At 41.3% G+C, this 19185-nt stretch carries 16 protein-coding genes; 15 read left to right on the plus strand and 1 reads right to left on the minus strand.

Annotation, left to right across the window (positions count from 1 at the left end):
• The first annotated feature begins 395 nt into the window (after positions 1-395).
• The 7 genes from ACXADT_RS11145 (at position 396) to spo0A (ending at position 8509) form a co-directional block, all read left to right on the plus strand.
• Positions 396-995: a CNNM metal transporter family protein gene (locus ACXADT_RS11145; RefSeq protein ID WP_270179220.1), complete on the plus strand. Its 600-nt coding sequence runs from the start codon at positions 396-398 to the stop codon at positions 993-995.
• Positions 996-1024: 29 nt separating this feature from the next.
• Complete coding sequence (gene dxs / locus ACXADT_RS11150; protein WP_270179219.1) at positions 1025-2917, plus strand: 1-deoxy-D-xylulose-5-phosphate synthase; 1893 nt, start codon at positions 1025-1027, stop codon at positions 2915-2917.
• 6 nt (positions 2918-2923) lie between these two features.
• Complete coding sequence (locus tag ACXADT_RS11155) at positions 2924-3730, plus strand: TlyA family RNA methyltransferase (RefSeq protein ID WP_474835181.1); 807 nt, start codon at positions 2924-2926, stop codon at positions 3728-3730.
• A gap of 151 nt (positions 3731-3881) precedes the next feature.
• On the plus strand, positions 3882-4331 hold the full coding sequence (ahrC, locus tag ACXADT_RS11160; protein WP_270179217.1) for a transcriptional regulator AhrC/ArgR: 450 nt from the start codon (positions 3882-3884) through the stop codon (positions 4329-4331).
• Positions 4332-4358: 27 nt separating this feature from the next.
• A complete protein-coding gene (gene recN, locus ACXADT_RS11165) occupies positions 4359-6047 on the plus strand; it encodes a DNA repair protein RecN (RefSeq protein ID WP_474835179.1) in 1689 nt (562 codons plus the stop codon).
• A 124-nt stretch (positions 6048-6171) separates the two neighbouring features.
• Positions 6172-7467: a SpoIVB peptidase gene (gene spoIVB, locus ACXADT_RS11170; protein WP_270179215.1), complete on the plus strand. Its 1296-nt coding sequence runs from the start codon at positions 6172-6174 to the stop codon at positions 7465-7467.
• Between the two features lie 241 nt (positions 7468-7708).
• Positions 7709-8509, plus strand: a complete 801-nt coding sequence (gene spo0A / locus ACXADT_RS11175) for a sporulation transcription factor Spo0A (protein WP_270179214.1) — start codon at positions 7709-7711, stop codon at positions 8507-8509.
• A 23-nt stretch (positions 8510-8532) separates the two neighbouring features.
• Here the strand turns inward: spo0A and ACXADT_RS11180 are convergent, their stop codons facing one another.
• Complete coding sequence (locus tag ACXADT_RS11180; protein WP_270179213.1) at positions 8533-8787, minus strand: DUF2627 domain-containing protein; 255 nt, start codon at positions 8785-8787, stop codon at positions 8533-8535.
• Between the two features lie 186 nt (positions 8788-8973).
• Between ACXADT_RS11180 and ACXADT_RS11185 the strand changes: the two genes are divergently transcribed.
• The 8 genes from ACXADT_RS11185 to ACXADT_RS11220 all read left to right on the plus strand — a co-directional run bounded on the left by ACXADT_RS11185 (position 8974) and on the right by ACXADT_RS11220 (position 19104).
• On the plus strand, positions 8974-11025 hold the full coding sequence (locus tag ACXADT_RS11185; protein WP_270179212.1) for a sigma 54-interacting transcriptional regulator: 2052 nt from the start codon (positions 8974-8976) through the stop codon (positions 11023-11025).
• A 135-nt stretch (positions 11026-11160) separates the two neighbouring features.
• Positions 11161-12060 carry a phosphate butyryltransferase gene (yqiS, locus tag ACXADT_RS11190; RefSeq protein ID WP_270179211.1) on the plus strand — a complete coding sequence of 300 codons (900 nt, stop codon included), beginning with the start codon at positions 11161-11163 and terminating at the stop codon, positions 12058-12060.
• Positions 12061-12084: 24 nt separating this feature from the next.
• On the plus strand, positions 12085-13182 hold the full coding sequence (bcd, locus tag ACXADT_RS11195) for a branched-chain amino acid dehydrogenase (RefSeq protein ID WP_270179210.1): 1098 nt from the start codon (positions 12085-12087) through the stop codon (positions 13180-13182).
• A 13-nt stretch (positions 13183-13195) separates the two neighbouring features.
• A complete protein-coding gene (gene buk, locus ACXADT_RS11200) occupies positions 13196-14305 on the plus strand; it encodes a butyrate kinase (protein ID WP_270179209.1) in 1110 nt (369 codons plus the stop codon).
• A gap of 24 nt (positions 14306-14329) precedes the next feature.
• The gene (gene lpdA / locus ACXADT_RS11205; protein ID WP_270179208.1) at positions 14330-15751 is read left to right on the plus strand and encodes a dihydrolipoyl dehydrogenase; all 1422 of its coding nucleotides are present in this window, start codon (positions 14330-14332) and stop codon (positions 15749-15751) included.
• Between the two features lie 27 nt (positions 15752-15778).
• Positions 15779-16780 carry a thiamine pyrophosphate-dependent dehydrogenase E1 component subunit alpha gene (locus ACXADT_RS11210; RefSeq protein WP_270179207.1) on the plus strand — a complete coding sequence of 334 codons (1002 nt, stop codon included), beginning with the start codon at positions 15779-15781 and terminating at the stop codon, positions 16778-16780.
• Between the two features lie 12 nt (positions 16781-16792).
• On the plus strand, positions 16793-17776 hold the full coding sequence (locus tag ACXADT_RS11215) for an alpha-ketoacid dehydrogenase subunit beta (protein WP_270179206.1): 984 nt from the start codon (positions 16793-16795) through the stop codon (positions 17774-17776).
• Between the two features lie 26 nt (positions 17777-17802).
• Positions 17803-19104 (plus strand): dihydrolipoamide acetyltransferase family protein, encoded by a 1302-nt coding sequence (locus ACXADT_RS11220; protein ID WP_270179205.1) that lies wholly within the window; start codon positions 17803-17805, stop codon positions 19102-19104.
• Positions 19105-19185 lie beyond the last annotated feature (81 nt).

The following is a 19185-nucleotide window of genomic DNA, read 5'->3' on the forward strand; positions in this document are numbered from 1 at the left end:
AAAGGCGTTGCTAGGCCAGCATGCTTTTTCTACCACCCATATGAAATCTGCTCTGCAAAAGAGGCTAGGAATTGACCAGGACTGTTGAGGAAAACTCCTAGACTGTTCCGAGTGACACTTAAAGGGGATTATAGTGCGGACTAAGTGGTAATCCAGTCTAGCCAATGGTGACACGCTAAGACGGATGTAAAGGGAAACCGCCTGGACGGCGACGTTCGGGTATCCGTTTGGGAAAACCTACTGGACCTAAGCCGCAGTCTTTACTCTTTAAGTGACCACTCTGCGATACATAACGACGAGGTTGTTCACTTGACAGGATGAGGGAATTGAACTTCCTCATGTTTCACCTGTTATGCTGAACACCTCTTTTTATTTCATATTCACAAGGAGTAAAGATGAAAGCTTCGATATCAAAGTCCATAAACTGGAGTTTAGCGATTGCCGTTATCACACTTGTGTTAGCGGCTATTTTTTCAATCATATCAACAGCTGTTTTGAGTGGCGTAACCTGGGCACTCGGAATGGTCGTCGTTTTACTGATCGTTCTTATAGGAATATTTTTTGATACAATAGGAGTAGCTTCCACTGCTGCCAATGAAGTGCCGTTCCATGCGATGGCAGCGGAACGACTGACTGGAGCAAAGCATGCTATCTTCATTACACGAAACGCAGACCGCGTGGCAAGTTTCTGTAATGACGTGATCGGGGACATTTCGGGTATCATAAGTGGTACTGCAGCAGCTGCCGTTGTCGTTCAGTTGACACTTCAACTTGGACATGACGAAGGATCTCTGTTTCAATATATAGTATCAGTAGTATTTACCAGTGTTGTCGCTGCCTTGACTGTAGGGGGAAAAGCCCTCGGTAAAACGTTTGCAATTCATTTTTCTACACAAATCATCTTTCAAGTAGGTCGATTCTTATACTTAATTGAAAAAACGTTCAAAATCAAGATGGTTGCAAAACAGTCCAAGAAGAAAAAGAAGCAAGCGTAAATCGAAATATAGAAGGGGAGGACATTCCCATGGATTTGGAAAAAATCGAGAATCCGAAATTTTTAAAAAAATATAACGTTGAACAAATGACAGAGTTAGCAGAAGATATTAGGGAGTTCTTGATTAACAAACTTTCCGTAACAGGGGGACACTTAGGACCGAATCTTGGTGTCGTAGAGCTCACGATCGTGTTACACAAAATCTTTGATAGTCCGAAAGATAAGTTTCTTTGGGATGTAGGACATCAAGCGTACGTCCATAAGATTTTGACAGGTAGAAGTACGCAATTCGATACTCTCAGAAAATATAAAGGACTCTGTGGGTTTCCAAAACGGAATGAAAGTGAACATGATGTATGGGAAACTGGTCATAGTTCGACTTCTCTCTCTGCAGCTATGGGAATGGCGGCTGCCCGCGATATTAAAGGAACAGACGAAAATGTCGTGGCGATCATCGGTGATGGTGCATTAACGGGTGGAATGGCTCTAGAAGCACTCAACCATATTGGTCACGAACAAAAAGATATGCTCGTCATATTGAATGATAATGAAATGTCCATTGCCCCTAACGTTGGTGCACTCCACAATGTTCTTGGGAAAATGAGGACTGCTGGTAAATATCATAAAGCAAAAGAGGAACTTGAATACTTATTGAAGAGAATTCCCGCGTTCGGTGGCGCATTAGCTTCCACAGCTGAGCGTGTGAAGGATGCAATGAAATACCTTTTAGTTTCTGGAATCTTTTTTGAAGAGCTAGGTTTTACGTATCTCGGTCCGGTGGATGGTCATGACGTGGACGCTCTTATGGAAAATATTAACTATGCCAAGAAAACAAAAGGACCAGTGATCGTTCACGTTCTGACTAAAAAAGGAAAAGGCTATCACCCCGCTGAAAACGATCAAATTGGGACGTGGCACGGTGTGAGTCCATACAAAATCGAAGCTGGAGAGCAAATCAAGCCTAAAGCTGCTGCCCCTGGTTACAGCAAGGTAGTTAGTGAAACGGTTCGAAAACTAGCTGAAAAAGATGATCGGATCTCAGTTATTACCCCTGCTATGACAGTTGGGTCTAAGTGGGAAGCATTCGAGAATCAATTTCCAGACAGATTGTTTGATGTAGGGATCGCAGAGCAGCATGCAACAACAATGGCTGCGGGACTTGCTACTCAAGAATTAAAACCTGTACTGTCTATTTACTCTACGTTTTTACAACGTGCATATGACCAATTAGTTCATGATGTTTGCCGTCAAAACCTGAATGTATTGATCGCTATAGACAGATCTGGCCTAGTCGGTGCTGACGGTGAAACTCATCAAGGTGTATTCGACATCTCATTCCTTCGTCACCTACCAAACATGGTCTTAATGATGGCGAAAGACGAGAATGAGCTACAGAACATGGTCTACACAGGATACAAATATAATAGTGGTCCTATTGCAATTCGCTACCCTCGTGGAAATGGCATCGGGGTTTCAATGGATAAAGAACTAAAAGAAATACCGATCGGTTCTTGGGAAGTGTTAAGAGAAGGATCTGATATTGCACTTCTTTCATTCGGTCCTACCCTACAAGATTTATTAAAAGCAGCCGAGCAATTGGAAAAGGAAGGCATTTCAGCAAGAGTCATCAATGCGCGCTTCATCAAACCGCTTGATGAGAAAATGATGTCAGAGCTTATCCAAGAAGGTATCCCGATGCTTACTGTTGAGGAATCGATTTTGCAAGGTGGTTTCGGAAGTGCTGTTTTAGAGTATGTAAATGACAGTGGGTACCAGCATGGAACGATTGAGAGAATGGGTATTCCTGATACGTATATTGAGCACGGAAGTGTAGGAGAACTGTTGAAAGAAATTGGTTTGACTGCGGAAGATATTGCTGAAAAGGCAAAGAAAATATTACCAGCAAAGCAAAAGAGGGCATAGAGTAACATGGCAAAAAAAGAAAGACTAGATGTGCTCCTTGTTAATCGAGGGCTGATCGATACAAGAGAAAAAGCAAAGAGAGCGATTATGGCGGGTTTGGTGTATTCTGAATCCGAGCGATTAGATAAGCCAGGAGTCAAAGTTAACGATGATATTGTTCTCCATGTCAAAGGCGACACACTCCGTTATGTTGGGCGAGGCGGTCTCAAGTTAGAGAAAGCAATCGAGACATTTGAGCTTGATTTAAGGAATAAGGTCGTCCTTGATATCGGTTCTTCAACAGGCGGTTTTACAGATTGTGCCTTACAAAACGGGGCTTCAACAGTTTATGCACTCGACGTTGGATACAATCAGCTGGCATGGAAACTTCGTGTAGATGACAGAGTGGTAGTCATGGAAAGAACAAACTTTCGATATTGTACGAAAGATGACTTTACAAGTGGATTACCTGAATTTGCTTCCATCGATGTCTCGTTTATTTCTCTTAAAATTATCCTTCCTGTCTTGAAGACGATCTTTGAAACGAGTGGGGAAGTTGTCGCACTTGTCAAACCACAGTTTGAAGCTGGAAGAGACGACGTAGGAAAAAAAGGAATCGTCCGAGACAAAAAAGTACACCAAAGAGTATTAGAAGATATGGTCGAATTTGTGACTGAATCTGGTTATCAAGTCAAAGGGCTTTCGTTCTCTCCTATTACAGGTGGGGAAGGGAATATTGAGTTTCTTTTGCACCTTGGATGGAAACAGGTTCATGAAGGTTTAGAAGAAGTAAATGTAGTTGAAGTAGTCGATCGGGCACACAATCAACTTTGAAGGATACATACGTGTATCCTTTTTTTAATCGATCTGGTTACGAAAATAGCGTGCGTTTCAAATGAATATTTATGTATGCCTATACAAAAAGAGGATAGGGCTATATAATAAGGCTGACGTTACATATGTGTATTTTTTTGGAGGGTTTTAAATGAATAAAGGTCAACGCCATATAAAAATCCGAGAGCTAATAGCCAATCAGGACGTAGAAACTCAGGACGAGCTTGTTTATTGTTTAAAAAGTGCAGGGTTTAATGTTACACAGGCGACTGTTTCAAGAGATATAAAAGAACTCCATCTCGTAAAAGTACCTACGATTGATGGTAGGTATAAGTACAGTCTTCCAGCCGATCAGCGATTTAATCCTCTGCAAAAACTAAAAAGAACGTTAACTGATGCTTTCATTAGTATTGATGATGCTGATCATTTAATCGTTATGAAGACGTTACCAGGAAATGCGAACGCTATAGGAGCATTGATCGACAATTTAGATTGGGAAGAAATAATGGGAAATATCAGTGGGGATGATACAATCTTAATTATTTGTAAGAAGCCTGAACATGCCCCTCTGATTTCTCAACGCTTTATCGATATGTTGTAATATGATGATCTTTGAAGGTGGGAGAATATGTTAGCCGAATTATCTATTCGCAATTTCGCGATCATTGAAGCGGTAACTGTATCGTTTGACCGTGGCCTAACTGTGCTTACTGGAGAAACCGGAGCAGGAAAATCCATTATTATCGATGCGATCGGCTTACTGGTTGGTGGTCGAGGATCTGCTGAATTCGTAAGATATGGCACAAAAAAAGCAGAAATTGAGGGTTTGTTTCATATTGACGAAAACCACCCATCGATACAAAAGCTAGAAGATGTCGGAATCGAAGTATTGGATGATATGGTGGTGTTGAGAAGAGATATATCCAGTGCAGGGAAGAGTATCTGTCGAGTGAATGGCAAGCTCGTTACGCTTGGAATCTTGCGAGAGATTGGTCAATCATTGATCGATATCCATGGTCAACATGAACACCAAGACCTTATGCAACCTGATAAGTATCTTTCTTTGCTTGATAATTTTGGAGAACGTTCGATTGGTCCAGCCTTGGAAGAATATCGAGGGATATACAACCGCTACAAAAAAGTTCGAGAACAGCTGAAGCATTTGACTGAAAACGAACAGCAAATGGCACAGAGACTTGATTTGATTCAATATCAGCTTGAAGAGATTACAAAAGCGGAATTAATCCCGAATGAAGATGAAGATCTCATGGAGGAAAAGCTCCGTTTAGGGAATTTTGAAAAGTTGTTTGGTGCACTTCAGGATGTTTATCATTCACTCCAGGGGGATAACAAAGGTCTAGACTGGTTAGGCTTAGCAATGTCCCAACTCGAAACGGTCTCAGATCTTGATGAAGAGTTAAAAGAGTACCATGAAGAAGTGGCAAATCAATTTTACCTTTTAGAAGAAACGTTAGGCAAAATTAATTCATATAGAGATCAACTCGAATATGACCCGACGAGACTAAATTTCGTTGAAGAACGTTTAAACGAAATACAAGGGTTAAAGAGAAAGTACGGTGAGTCTGTCGAAGAAATCCTAGAGTACGCTGCTTCGATCGAAGATGAAGTCGATAAATTAACTCACAGTGAAGACCGAATTGTAGAGCTTGAAAATGGTTTAGCTGACATAACGGCGGATTTAAGGGTTGAGGCTGATAACTTAACAAAGCTTCGGAAGCAAATTGCCGACAAACTTGTTAGCGCTATTCATGAAGAATTACAAGATCTATATATGGAGAAGACAGAATTTGCTATCAACTTTAATGTGACTGGAAAACAGGAGTTCCACATGTCTGGTAAAGATGACATCGACTTCATGATATCAACGAACCCAGGTGAGCCTTTAAAACAACTTTCGAAGACCGCTTCAGGTGGAGAATTATCGAGGATCATGCTAGCTCTCAAATCGATTTTTTCAAAACATCAGGGAATCACATCCATCATATTTGATGAAGTCGATACTGGTGTAAGTGGACGAGTTGCTCAGGCGATGGCGGAAAAAATCCAACGTCTTTCTTCAGGTTCTCAAGTTTTAGTCATCACGCACCTTCCTCAAGTAGCAGCGATGGCTGATCATCACTTATATATTTCTAAAGAGGAAACAGGAGAAGGTAGAACGAAAACGAGCGTTGGAAAATTAAGCACTGATGAAAAGGTAGAAGAACTTGGAAGAATGATTTCAGGTGCTGAGATGACTGAATTAACGAAGAAGCATGCAAAAGAATTATTATTGCAGGCTGATCAAATAAAAACATAAGATGAAATGCTATCCAACTAAGGATAGCATTTTCATTTTTATCGGTTATAATAACCGTCTGGTAAGGCAAAATTATAAGTACAGCCATGTTGGAGGTGTGGGCAAGAGCGAGGAGAGTGAAGGTTTGAAGACACAGATAATTAGAAAAGTGATTGGTGCAGTTCTCCTTGGTTTAATAATTGCTTTTGGATTTTCAAATCCAGTTCAATTATTTCTTTCGATTCCAGATGAAATCGTTTTGTTTGAAGGAGATCAAACTGACATCTCATCTGTTATGACCACCGCTTCAACTGTAAAAAATCCTGACGTGATTAGTGTTAACAAAAATTCAGATCAGATTACAGTTAAAGGTGTAAGCAGTGGTTCAGATATACTTGATTTTACAGTAGGTACGTTTCCTATCAAGCAAGTAGGTGTTAAAGTCCTTCCTGATTTTAAAGTAATACCTGGTGGACAATCGATAGGTGTGAAGCTGAATACCCGTGGTGTACTCGTTGTAGGGCATCACCTTATTCATACAACTAAAGGAGACCGTTCCCCCGGCGAAGTAGCTGATATTCAAGTGGGAGATATCATTACGAAAATCAATGGTCAATCCGTCCAAAAAATGAGTGACATAGGAACGATTGTAAAAAAAGTTGGACAAGATGGTAATGCTTTAAAAGTAACGATTGTACGTGAAAATAAGGAACTAAACAAAAAATTGGTTCCTGTTAAGGACAAATCGGACTCAAAGTATCGAATCGGACTTTATATTAGAGATTCTGCTGCAGGAGTAGGTACCTTAACGTTCTATCATCCAGACAGTAAGAAATACGGTGCTCTAGGTCATGTAATATCGGACATGGACACAAAGAAACCGATCGTTGTGCATCATGGTGAGATCTATAGCTCTTCAGTTACTTCGATTGAAAAAGGGAGCAATGGGCATCCTGGTGAAAAACTAGCCAGATTTTCAAATACCGATCATAAGTTAGGAACGATAACTCGTAACAGTCCATTCGGTATCTTTGGTGAAATGAACAATCAAGTTAAGAATGGCATGTACGATAGACCGATGCCGATCGCATTATCACATCAGGTGAAAGAAGGACCGGCTAAAATCCTGACTGTTGTGAAAGGTAGCGAAGTAAAAGCATACGATGTTGAAGTGGTTAGCTCTATTCCACAGAAGTTTCCTGCTACTAAAGGAATGGTCATAAAAGTTACTGATCCTGAATTGTTAAAGGAAACCGGTGGCATTGTACAAGGAATGAGTGGAAGCCCGATTATTCAAGACGGGAAAGTTATCGGAGCAGTAACGCACGTGTTTGTAAATGACTCAACATCTGGTTATGGGGTTCACATAGAATGGATGCTTGAAGAAGCAGGCATCAATATTTATAAAGAAGATCGTAATGGTCAGCGAACAGCGAGCTAAAAAAAGCTCAATGTTCGCTTTCTTTCGTTATATAAGCATGATATACTTTGTATGAAGAAAATTCGACAAAAGTAATAGAGTATTCAGAAAATGTAGAATAATGAAGTAAGCTGAAGAATTAAAGAGATAAATGCAGGATTTGTATTAAATTTAAATGTTTTTAGAAATTTTAGAGGAAAATTATGTGGCCCGTTGAATTTCTATATAACGGTAACCAAACTTGGGAAGGAGAGACGGAGCCGTGCAAAAAATTAAAGTTTGCCTAGCAGATGATAATCGGGAATTAGTTAACTTAATTGAGGAATATATGTCTCGACAGGAGGATATTGAAGTTGTAGGGACTGCGTTCAATGGCCAAGAATGTCTTGAGGTACTCGAAGAAGAAGAGCCTGATGTGTTAGTTCTTGATATCATTATGCCCCACCTCGACGGACTAGCTGTTCTTGAACGTTTACGAGAAATGAATTATACGTGCAGCGTAATCATGTTGACGGCATTTGGACAAGAAGATGTAACGAAGAAGGCGGTCGATCTTGGAGCTTCGTATTTTATACTTAAACCGTTCGATATGGATAACCTTGCTAGTCATGTGAGGCAGGTAAGCGGTAAGAAAACGACATTTACGAACAGCACACAATCTTATAAACGTCCAGCTAGAGAAAACAAGCCTAGAAACCTAGATGCGAGCATTACGAGTATCATCCATGAGATTGGGGTACCTGCACATATCAAAGGTTATATGTACTTAAGAGAAGCAATTACGATGGTATACAATGACATTGAATTGCTCGGGTCGATCACAAAAGTTCTATATCCTGATATTGCGAAAAAGTTTAATACGACTTCTTCTAGGGTTGAGCGTGCAATCCGTCACGCGATCGAAGTCGCTTGGAGTAGAGGGAACGTTGAATCGATATCCAACCTGTTTGGTTATACGGTCAGCATGTCAAAGGCAAAACCAACGAACAGTGAATTTATCGCAATGGTTGCAGATAAACTCAGAATCGAACATAATTCGGAAAACTATTCACACACAAGATAATAAGCATAAAAAAACAAAGTCGATCAGGACTTTGTTTTTTTATGTCTATTTGAAGAAAATCGCTGTTGAACTTTATTCCGCTTTCGATCTCGATAGAAGATAAAACCTCCTACGAACGCTAGTCCAGCTAGAAAAAACACTAAACCTAAAATAAATTGTAAAATGAGCGAAGTAAAGGGAGGAATCGTTATCCCGAATACAACATCTCTCATTAATTTAATTCCATAAACCCCAATTAATCCGGGGATCAGCACAATAAGGAGAGCTAATAATCGCATATGGTGCGCATCCTTTCTACAAATACTATTGACATTGTAGCGAAGTAAACAGTTCGTGTCTATGACAGTTGTAAACGCTTTTTGACAAATTTTCGAAACGAACCATGCATGATTTGTCAAAACTGATATTTAGTTGTATGATAAGTATGAAATATATTGCATGTGAGAAATGCAGGTGATGAATAATTGCGCAAATGTATGATCGTTGGAGCTGGGAACGGTGGTAACGCGTTACTAAATATCCTTCGAGAAACAAAGATGATGAATGTCGTAGCGGTTGTGGACCTTAATGAAAACGCACCTGGTATGATTACAGCTAAAGAGGCAGGAATAAAGGTTTATAATGACTGGACGATTCCATTATCCCATTTTGAAATCGATGTCATTATTGAAGCAACAGGGAGAGACAGTGTTTTTAAAGAAATACGTGAAAAACGCAGTAAGAAAACTGTACTCATTCCAGGAGCAGTTGCAAACGTCGTATTGCACCTGATCGAAGAAAAAGAATTGTTGATCGATACGCTCCGGCATCAATCGAAATTACAAGAAATCATACTCGATTCCACACATGATGGAATGATCGCGATAGATAAAGATGAATGTGTGACGCTGTTTAATAGGAGCGCAGAAAAAGTAACCGGTATTAGTAAAGAAGAAGCTATTGGTAAGCCAGTAGGCTCGTTGATGGCGACGAGTCGACTCCCTAGGGTCCTGGCCAGTGGACACTCCGAAGTGAATCAGGAACAGCTTTTACCAAACGGAAAGAAAATTATAACAACAAGGATACCATTATTAGACAGCAATGGGTCTCGTGTTGGAGCGATGGCAGTCTTTCGAGATATGACTGCAATCGAAGAAATGGCTCAAGAAGTTACGAACTTAAAAAGCATTCAGTCTATGTTAAAGGCAATTATCCAATCATCTGATGAAGCGATATCTGTTGTTGATGAAAATGGAAGAGGGTTGATGATCAATCCTGCTTACTCGAGATTGACCGGATTAGATGAAGACGAAGTGATCGGAAAGCCAGCAACAACAGACATATCTGAAGGTGAAAGCATGCACATGCGTGTATTGAGCTCTAGAAAACCTGTCCGTGGCGTTCAAATGAAAGTCGGTCCAAAGAAGCGTGATGTGGTTGTTAATGTTTCCCCAGTAATCGTTGATGGGCGGTTAAAAGGAAGTGTGGGAGTCATCCATGACGTATCTGAACTGCACTCGTTAAACAATCAACTTCAAAGAGCAAGACAAATCATTCGAACCCTTGAAGCGAAATATTCGTTTGAAGACATTATTGGAAGCTCTGAAGAAATGTCGTTCTCTATACAACAAGCAAAGCTCGCCGCCTCAACGCCAGCAACTGTGTTGCTGAGGGGGGAATCTGGGACAGGCAAAGAATTATTCGCGCACGCGATACATAATGCAAGCGATCGAAAGTTCAACAAGTTTGTAAGAGTTAATTGTGCTGCAATCGCTGAATCCTTGCTTGAAAGTGAGCTTTTCGGTTATGAAGATGGTGCTTTTTCAGGAGCAAGACAGGGCGGAAGAAGAGGTCTGTTTGAAGAAGCGAACGGCGGGAGCATTTTTCTCGACGAAATCGGTGAACTATCTCTAAGTACACAAGTAAAACTGTTGCGTGTTCTACAAGAGAAAGAAATCGTTCGAGTAGGTGGTACGAATCCGATATCGATCAATGTCAGAATAATCGCTGCTACGAATGCAAAACTTGAAAAGAGAATAATGGATGGTTCATTTAGGGAAGATTTATATTATCGATTGAATCGCATGCCGATACAAATACCACCACTTAGGCAACGGAAAGAAGATATAGGCTTTCTATCAGACCATTTGATAGCCAAGATTAATCAGGACTACGGGAGAAACGTTGAAGGCATTACTCCTAAAGCGTTAGAGTATCTCAAGCAATATGAATGGCCGGGGAATGTGAGAGAGCTTGAAAATGTATTAGGAAGAGTTGTCATCCATATGGATGCAGCTGAGTCAGTTATCCAACTGTCTCATATCCCATCGTTATTAAGTGAGACGAAAAACGCTGATCTTCTCTCGGTTGAAAGAACTCCTGAGAAGTCTCTGTCACAACTAGTGGATGAGTTTGAAAGGAAAACGATTGACCAAACCCTTCAATATTATGGCGGAAACAAAACGGCTACTGCCAAAGCACTAGGAGTCTCTTTAAGAAACCTCTATTATAAGATGGAGAAACATGGGGTTGAATAAAGTGGCATGCAAGGATTTGCGCACTTTGCAAAAGGTTGCATGGTGATGGTGGGGGAAATGCGCGATCTAATACCTATTTAAACTTGGCATGAAAATTGCATTATATAATGTGGTGCACACGAAGGGAGAGACATCATGAACCTAAACAACTTATTGAAGGAAGCTACTGAGCAAACGAACAAAGTAGTGGCTTTAGCAGCAGCTGCAGATGAAGAAGTGATCGAAGCTGTGAGAATGGCTGTGAATCAAAAGCTGGCTTCGTTTATTCTCTATGGCGATGAAAAACAAATCATGTCCATATTAGAAAAGAAAGATCTCACTCATTCTGAAGATGTACGCGTCGTGCATTCCTCAGATGATAAGGACTCATGCAAATCAGCTGTAACCGCTGTCAGAAATGGTGAAGCCGATGTCCTGATGAAAGGGATGGTTTCGACTTCAACCATTTTAAAAGAAGTGTTAAACAAAGAGTATGGCCTTAGAAAAGGCAAAAGTCTTTCGCATCTTGCGGCGTTTGATGTGCCTGGATATGACAGAATGATTTTTGTTACTGATTCTGGCATGAATATAGCACCTGACCTTCAGCAGAAGGTTGATATCGTAAACAATGCAGTAGAAGTAGCTACTTCGATCGGTATAAAAACACCGAAAGTTGCACCTCTTGCAGCGGTTGAAGTCATTAACCCATCGATGCAAGCAACCCTCGACGCTGCCGCTTTAAGTCAGATGAGCGTTAGAGGTCAAATAAAGAACTGTGTGGTCGATGGCCCACTTGCTTTGGATAATGCTATTTCAGCTAAATCCGCAAGTCATAAAGGGATAAAGAGTGAAGTAGCTGGATTTGCTGATATCTTGCTAGTGCCTTCCATCGAAGTAGGCAATGCACTATATAAATCTCTTGTCTATTTCGCTAATGCGAAGGTCGGGGGTATCATCGCAGGAGCTAAAGCTCCAATCGTATTAACTTCACGATCTGATGATGCAGAAAGTAAAGTTTATAGTATCGCTCTAGCAGTAAGCTCTACCAATAAATAAGAACGATCAGGGAGGAAGATTTAAATGGAACTATTCAAATATATGGAAACTTATGATTATGAGCAGGTTGTTGTGTGTCAGGATAAAGCATCAGGTTTAAAAGCGATTATTGCTATCCATGATACGACTCTTGGACCAGCACTAGGTGGAACAAGAATGTGGACATATGATTCAGAAGCAGATGCTTTTGAAGATGCTCTTCGATTAGCGAAAGGGATGACCTACAAAAACGCAGCAGCAGGTTTGAACTTAGGTGGAGGAAAGACAGTTATCATCGGTGACCCTAGAAAAGATAAGAACGAAGCAATGTTTAGAGCATTCGGACGTTATATCCAAGGCTTGAATGGTCGTTACATCACCGCTGAAGACGTTGGTACAACGGTTCATGACATGGATACGATTCATGAGGAAACGGAATACGTAACAGGAATTTCTCCTGCTTTCGGTTCTTCAGGTAACCCATCTCCTGTAACTGCTTATGGTGTTTATGTTGGTATGAAAGCTGCAGCGAAAGAAGCTTTCGGTACGGATTCACTTGAAGGTAAGACTGTAGCTGTTCAAGGAGTCGGTAACGTAGCTTACAACCTTTGTAAACATCTTCATGAAGAGGGCGCGAAACTCGTTGTTACAGATATCAACAAAGAATCTGTAGATCGTGCAGTTTCTGACTTTGGAGCAAAAGCTGTAGATATTGATGATATTTACACAGTGGATTGCGATATTTTTGCTCCTTGTGCCCTTGGTGCAGTCATTAACGATGATACGATTGGGAAGATTAAAGCAAAAGTAATCGCAGGTGCCGCAAACAACCAGCTTCGTGAAACGACACACGGGGACCAAATCCATGAAATGGGTATCGTATACGCTCCTGACTATGTGATTAATGCAGGTGGAGTTATCAACGTTGCTGATGAATTGTATGGTTATAACCGCGATCGCGCGATGAAGCGTGTTGAAGGAATCTACGACAATATCGCTAAGGTCATCGAAATCTCTAAACGAGACGGTATTCCTACTTATGCAGCAGCAGATCGACTTGCTGAAGAAAGAATCGAAGCAATGAAACAATCAAGAAGCCAATTCTTGATGAACTCTCAACACATTTTAAGTCATCGTAAGTAACGGAGGGTTTCAAGTGACTGATAAAGAATATCGACTACTGGTAATCAACCCAGGTTCAACGTCAACAAAGATTGGTATTTTTGATAATGAGCGAGCAGTGTTTGAGAAAACACTCCGTCATGATGCAGAAGAAATCAATCAATTTGAAACAATCATTGATCAGTATGAATTTAGAAAGAGCACGATTCTAGAAGCACTAGATGAAGAAGCGATAAACATTTCGCGACTTGCTGCCGTGGTAGGTCGCGGAGGCCTTCTTCGTCCGATAGAAGGTGGAACTTATTCTGTTAATGAGCAAATGCTTGAAGATTTAAGAAATGGATTTTCTGGTGAGCATGCTTCCAACCTTGGCGGAATCATCGCCTTTGAGATTGCAGAACAACTTAACATTCCATCATTTATTGTTGATCCTGTTGTGGTTGATGAACTACAGGACGTGGCTAGACTTTCTGGGGTCCCAGAAATCGAGCGTAAAAGTATCTTTCACGCGTTGAACCAAAAAGCAGTAGCTAGAAGGGTTGCTGGACAGCTAGACAAGAAATATGAAGACCTTAATTTGATCGTTACTCATATGGGCGGCGGAATTACTGTTGGCGTTCATAAAAACGGGAAAGTGATCGATGTTAACAATGGTCTACATGGAGAGGGGCCTTTTTCACCTGAACGAGCGGGCACAGTTCCCGTGGGTGATTTAGTTTCAATGTGCTTCTCAGGAGAGTACTACGCTGAAGAAATCATGAAAAAACTAGTAGGACAAGCAGGTTTCGTTGGCTACTTAGGGACAAATGATGCTGTGAAAGTAGAAGAATTAATCGAAGCTGGTGACGAAAAAGCTAAGCTTGTCTACGATGCGATGGCATATCAGATCGGCAAGGAAATCGGTGCTGCAAGTGCGGTTTTATGCGGTGAAGTAGATGCGATCGTGTTAACTGGTGGAATGGCTTATGGCAAACAATTCGTAAAACAGATCACAGACCATGTTAAATGGATTGCAGATGTCATGGTACACCCAGGAGAGAATGAACTTCAAGCTCTCGCAGAAGGTGGCTTGCGCGTACTAAGAAATGAAGAGGATGCGAAAGAGTACCCGAACACAACGGTTAGTACGATGGTTTTAAAATAATTTTTTCGCAAAAGGAGAATTTGGATGGCTGAAGAGTACGATCTCGTCATAATTGGTGGAGGTACGGGCGGTTATGTTGCCGCGATCCGTGCCTCTCAACTCGGTTTAAAAACAGCGATTGTAGAAAAACGCGAGCTTGGAGGTACATGTCTTCATCGCGGGTGTATTCCAAGTAAGGCGTTGCTAAGAAGTGCTGAAGTTTTTGCGACAGCAAAACACGGTGAAAAATTTGGTGTGACGGCAAAAGAAGTTGCGCTTGATTTTGAAAAAGTTCAAGAACGTAAACAAAGCATCGTAGATCAGCTTCATAATGGTGTGAAACATCTCATGAAGCAAGGAAAAATCGACGTTTACGAAGGGTTTGGAAGAATTTTAGGACCATCTATTTTCTCACCGATGCCTGGAACCGTTTCCGTTGAAATGAACAACGGGGAGGAAAACCCAATGTTGATTCCAAAGAACGTCATCGTTGCGACGGGATCAAAGCCTAGAACATTGCCAGGACTTGAAGTGGATGAAGAATATGTCATGACTTCTGATGAAGCACTCCGTATGGAATCTCTTCCTTCATCGATCATCATCGTTGGAGGTGGTGTTATCGGTATCGAGTGGGCTTCCATGCTATCAGACTTCGGTGTTGAAGTAACCGTACTTGAATATGCTGATCGCATCGTACCGACAGAAGATCATGAAGTATCAAAAGAAGCAGCTCGTTTGATGAAGAAAAAGGGCATCAAGCTTTTCACTGGTGCTAAGGTTATGGGCGACACACTTGAAAAAGGCGAAGGTGTTTCCGTACAAGCAGAACACAAAGGTGAAATGAAAACGTTTAACGCTGAAAAAATGCTCGTATCTGTAGGTAGAGAAGCGAACGTAAAGAACATCGGACTTGAAAATACGTCGATTAAAGTTGAAAAAGGCGTTATTGAAACGAATGAGTTTTTCCAAACAGCTGAATCTCACATCTATGCGATCGGTGATGTGATCGGAGGAATGCAGCTAGCACACGTTGCGTCTCACGAAGGAATTACTGCGGTTGAACATTTGGCAGATCAAGATCCTGCACCAATGGATTATTCAAAAGTACCAAGCTGTATCTACAGTAGTCCTGAAATGGCTAGCGTAGGATTAACGGAAGAAGCTGCAAAAGAGCAGGGTCATAACGTTAAAACTGGTAAGTTTCTCTTTAAAGCTATCGGTAAAGCGCTTGTCTTCGGTGAATCAGATGGGTTTGTAAAATTAGTTGCAGATGCAGATAATGATGACCTTCTAGGTGTACATATGATCGGTCCTCATGTTACTGACATGATTTCTGAGGCAGGACTTGCGAAGGTACTAGATGCAACACCTTGGGAGATCGGTCATACGATCCACCCTCACCCAACCCTTTCTGAAGCGATCGGTGAAGCAGCATTAGCAGTTGATGGTAAAGCGATTCATTCTTAATAAAACTCGAATGAGGAGGTAGAAATAATGGCTAACAAGACAGAAAAGCGTCACGAAGCTCTAGGGCTAACTGATGAGCGTGTACTAGAAATGTACGAAACGATGTTATTAGCTCGAAAAATTGATGAACGGATGTGGCTTTTAAACCGCGCAGGAAAGATTCCTTTTGTTATTTCATGTCAAGGACAAGAAGCGGCTCAGGTAGGTACAGCATTTGCAATGGATCCAGAAAAGGATTTTGTAGCACCGTACTACCGTGATATGGGTGTTGTCTTAACATTCGGAATGACTGCAAAAGACCTAATGCTATCAGGTTTTGCTAAAGCAGAGGATCCAAACTCTGGAGGAAAGCAGATGCCAGGACATTTTGGTCAGAAAAAGAACAATATTATTACTGGTTCATCACCTGTAACCACACAGGTCCCACATGCTGTAGGATTTGCACTAGCTGGACGCATGGAAGGAAAAGATTTGGTAACGTTCTGTTCATTTGGTGAAGGTTCATCAAACCAGGGTGATTTCCATGAAGCTGCAAACTTCGCAGGTGTGCACAAGCTTCCAGTACTCTTTGTATGTGAGAACAACAAGTATGCGATTTCTGTTCCTGTTTCAAAACAGTTAGCTTGTGAAAAAGTGTCTGATCGTGCAATAGGCTATGGTATGCCAGGTGTAACAGTTGATGGAAACGATCCATTAGCGGTATATGAAGCTGCAAAAGAAGCTGTTGAAAGAGGTCGTCGTGGAGAAGGACCAACACTTATTGAAACGGTTTCCTATCGTTTGACTCCTCACTCAAGTGATGATGATGATCGCGCTTATCGTACGAGAGAAGAAGTTGAAGAAGCTAAGAAGAAAGACGCTGTTATCACGTTTGCTGCTTATTTGAAGGAGTCTGGTGTTCTAACAGATGAGATTGAAAATGAAATCAACGAACGTGTGAAAAAGGAAGTTGATGAAGCTACGGAATACGCAGAAAATGCGGATTATGCACCTGCTGAAGATGCTATGAAGCATGTATATGCAGAGTAAGGGGGAGTAATAATGCCAGTCATTTCATATATTCAGTCAATCACACAAGCACTAAGAGAAGAAATGCAGCGTGATGAGAAGGTATTTGTACTTGGAGAAGATGTTGGTGTAAGAGGTGGCGTTTTCAGAGCGACAGATGGCCTTTATGATGAGTTTGGAGAGCATCGCGTGATCGATACACCACTAGCAGAATCTGCGATTGCTGGAGTTGGAATCGGTGCAGCGATGTACGGTATGAGACCTGTTGCTGAGATGCAGTTTGCTGACTTTATTATGCCAGCTGTTAACCAAATCGTTTCAGAAGCTGCGAAGATTCGTTACCGTTCCAACAACGATTGGAGCTGCCCGATCACGATAAGAGCTCCTTACGGTGGCGGCGTCCATGGTGCATTGTACCATTCACAATCTGTTGAAGCATTGTTTGCAAATGTTCCAGGATTGAAAATTGTAATGCCTTCTACTCCATATGATGCGAAGGGCTTACTAAAGGCAGCTATCAGAGATGAAGATCCAGTCTTATTCTTTGAACATAAACGTGCTTACCGTTTAATAAAAGGCCAAGTGCCTGAAGAAGATTACACCCTTCCAATCGGTAAAGCAGACGTGAAGCGTGAGGGTGAAGATATTACCGTTATTACATATGGTCTATGTGTTCACTTTGCTTTGCAAGCAGCTGAAAAACTCGAGAAGGACGGCATCTCAGCTCATATTCTCGATCTTCGCACAGTATATCCGTTAGATCGTGAAGCGATCGTTGAAGCAGCTAAGAAAACTGGAAAAGTACTGCTCGTAACAGAAGACAATAAAGAAGGTAGTATCATGAGTGAAGTATCTGCCATCATCGCTGAAGAGTGTCTATTCGATTTAGATTCTCCAATACAGCGCCTTGCAGGTCCAGATGTTCCGGCAATGCCTTATTCACCACCGATGGAGAAGTACTTCATGATCAATCCTGATAAAGTTGAAAAAGCAATGCGAGAGCTTGCTGAATACTAAAAGCGTATTTCGAGGGAGGTTATAGCATGGCAGTTGAGAAAATATTGATGCCTCAGTTGGGAGAAAGTGTCACTGAAGGTACGATAGAAAAATGGCTAGTTGAAGTTGGCGATACTGTTAATAAGTATGATCCAATCGCGGAAGTCAATACAGACAAAGTAAATGCTGAAGTGCCATCTTCTTTTACAGGCAAGATTAAAGAACTTGTAGCTAATGAAGGTGACACGTTAGAAGTCGGTGAACTTGTTTGCTATATTGAAATTGAAGGTGGAGGTTCTGCTGAAGAGACGCAAGAAGACTCTACTGGACAAAAAGCGATAGAGAATATTTCAGAAGATAAGAAAGAACAAGAGCAGGAAGATCAACCGATGAAGAAGCGTTACTCTCCTGCAGTATTACGCATGTCACAAGAGCACGACATCGACCTTGATCAAGTAAGCGGTACAGGTAAAGGTGGACGAATTACTAGAAAAGATCTTCAGAAGATTATAGATTCTGGTGAAATTCCTTCACCTAAAGCCGAGAAGGAAGCGCCGAAGCAAGCAGCACCTCAAGAAGCACCGAGTGCTCCAAAAGCTCCTCAAGCAGCGCCTGAGAAGGAAGCAGCAGAAGTTCCTGTTGGTGAAGGTGATATTGAGATTCCTGTAACCGGTGTTCGTCGTGCGATCGCTAACAATATGCTTCGCAGTAAGCATGAAGCTCCTCATGCGTGGACGATGGTAGAAGTCGATGTGACGAACTTAGTTGAATATAGAAACAGTATTAAAGATGACTTTAAGAAAAAAGAAGGCTATAGCTTAACATTCTTTGCTTTCTTCGTGAAAGCTGTTGTCGAAGCTTTAAAGGAATTCCCTCAAATGAATTCGATGTGGGCTGGTGACAAAATCATTCAGAAGAAAGACATCAACATCTCGATTGCAGTTGGTACTGACGACTCTCTATTTGTTCCGGTTATTAAAAACGCTGATGAAAAATCCATCAAAGGCATTGCTCGTGAAGTAACAGAGCTTGCTAAAAAAGCAAAAACAGGTAAGCTTAAAGGCGATGAAATGCAAGGTGGAACCTTTACGGTAAATAACACAGGATCATTTGGTTCTGTTCAGTCAATGGGGATTATTAACTACCCTCAAGCTGCTATTCTTCAAGTTGAGAGTATCGTTCAGCGTCCAGTTATTATGGATAATGGAATGTTTGGCGCTCGTCACATGGTCAACTTATGTTTATCTTTAGATCACCGTGTGTTGGATGGTATGATCTGTGGTAAATTCCTTGCGCGTGTGAAACAAAACCTCGAGAATATTTCTAAAGAAAATACTTCTGTTTACTAATAAAATCGGCCGTCTCAACGATGAGACGGCCATTTTCTTTAATAATCAAAAAGGTTTCTTGGAATTTTCAACGCATTCGCG

Source organism: Anaerobacillus sp. ABR4_321, from assembly GCF_056158505.1.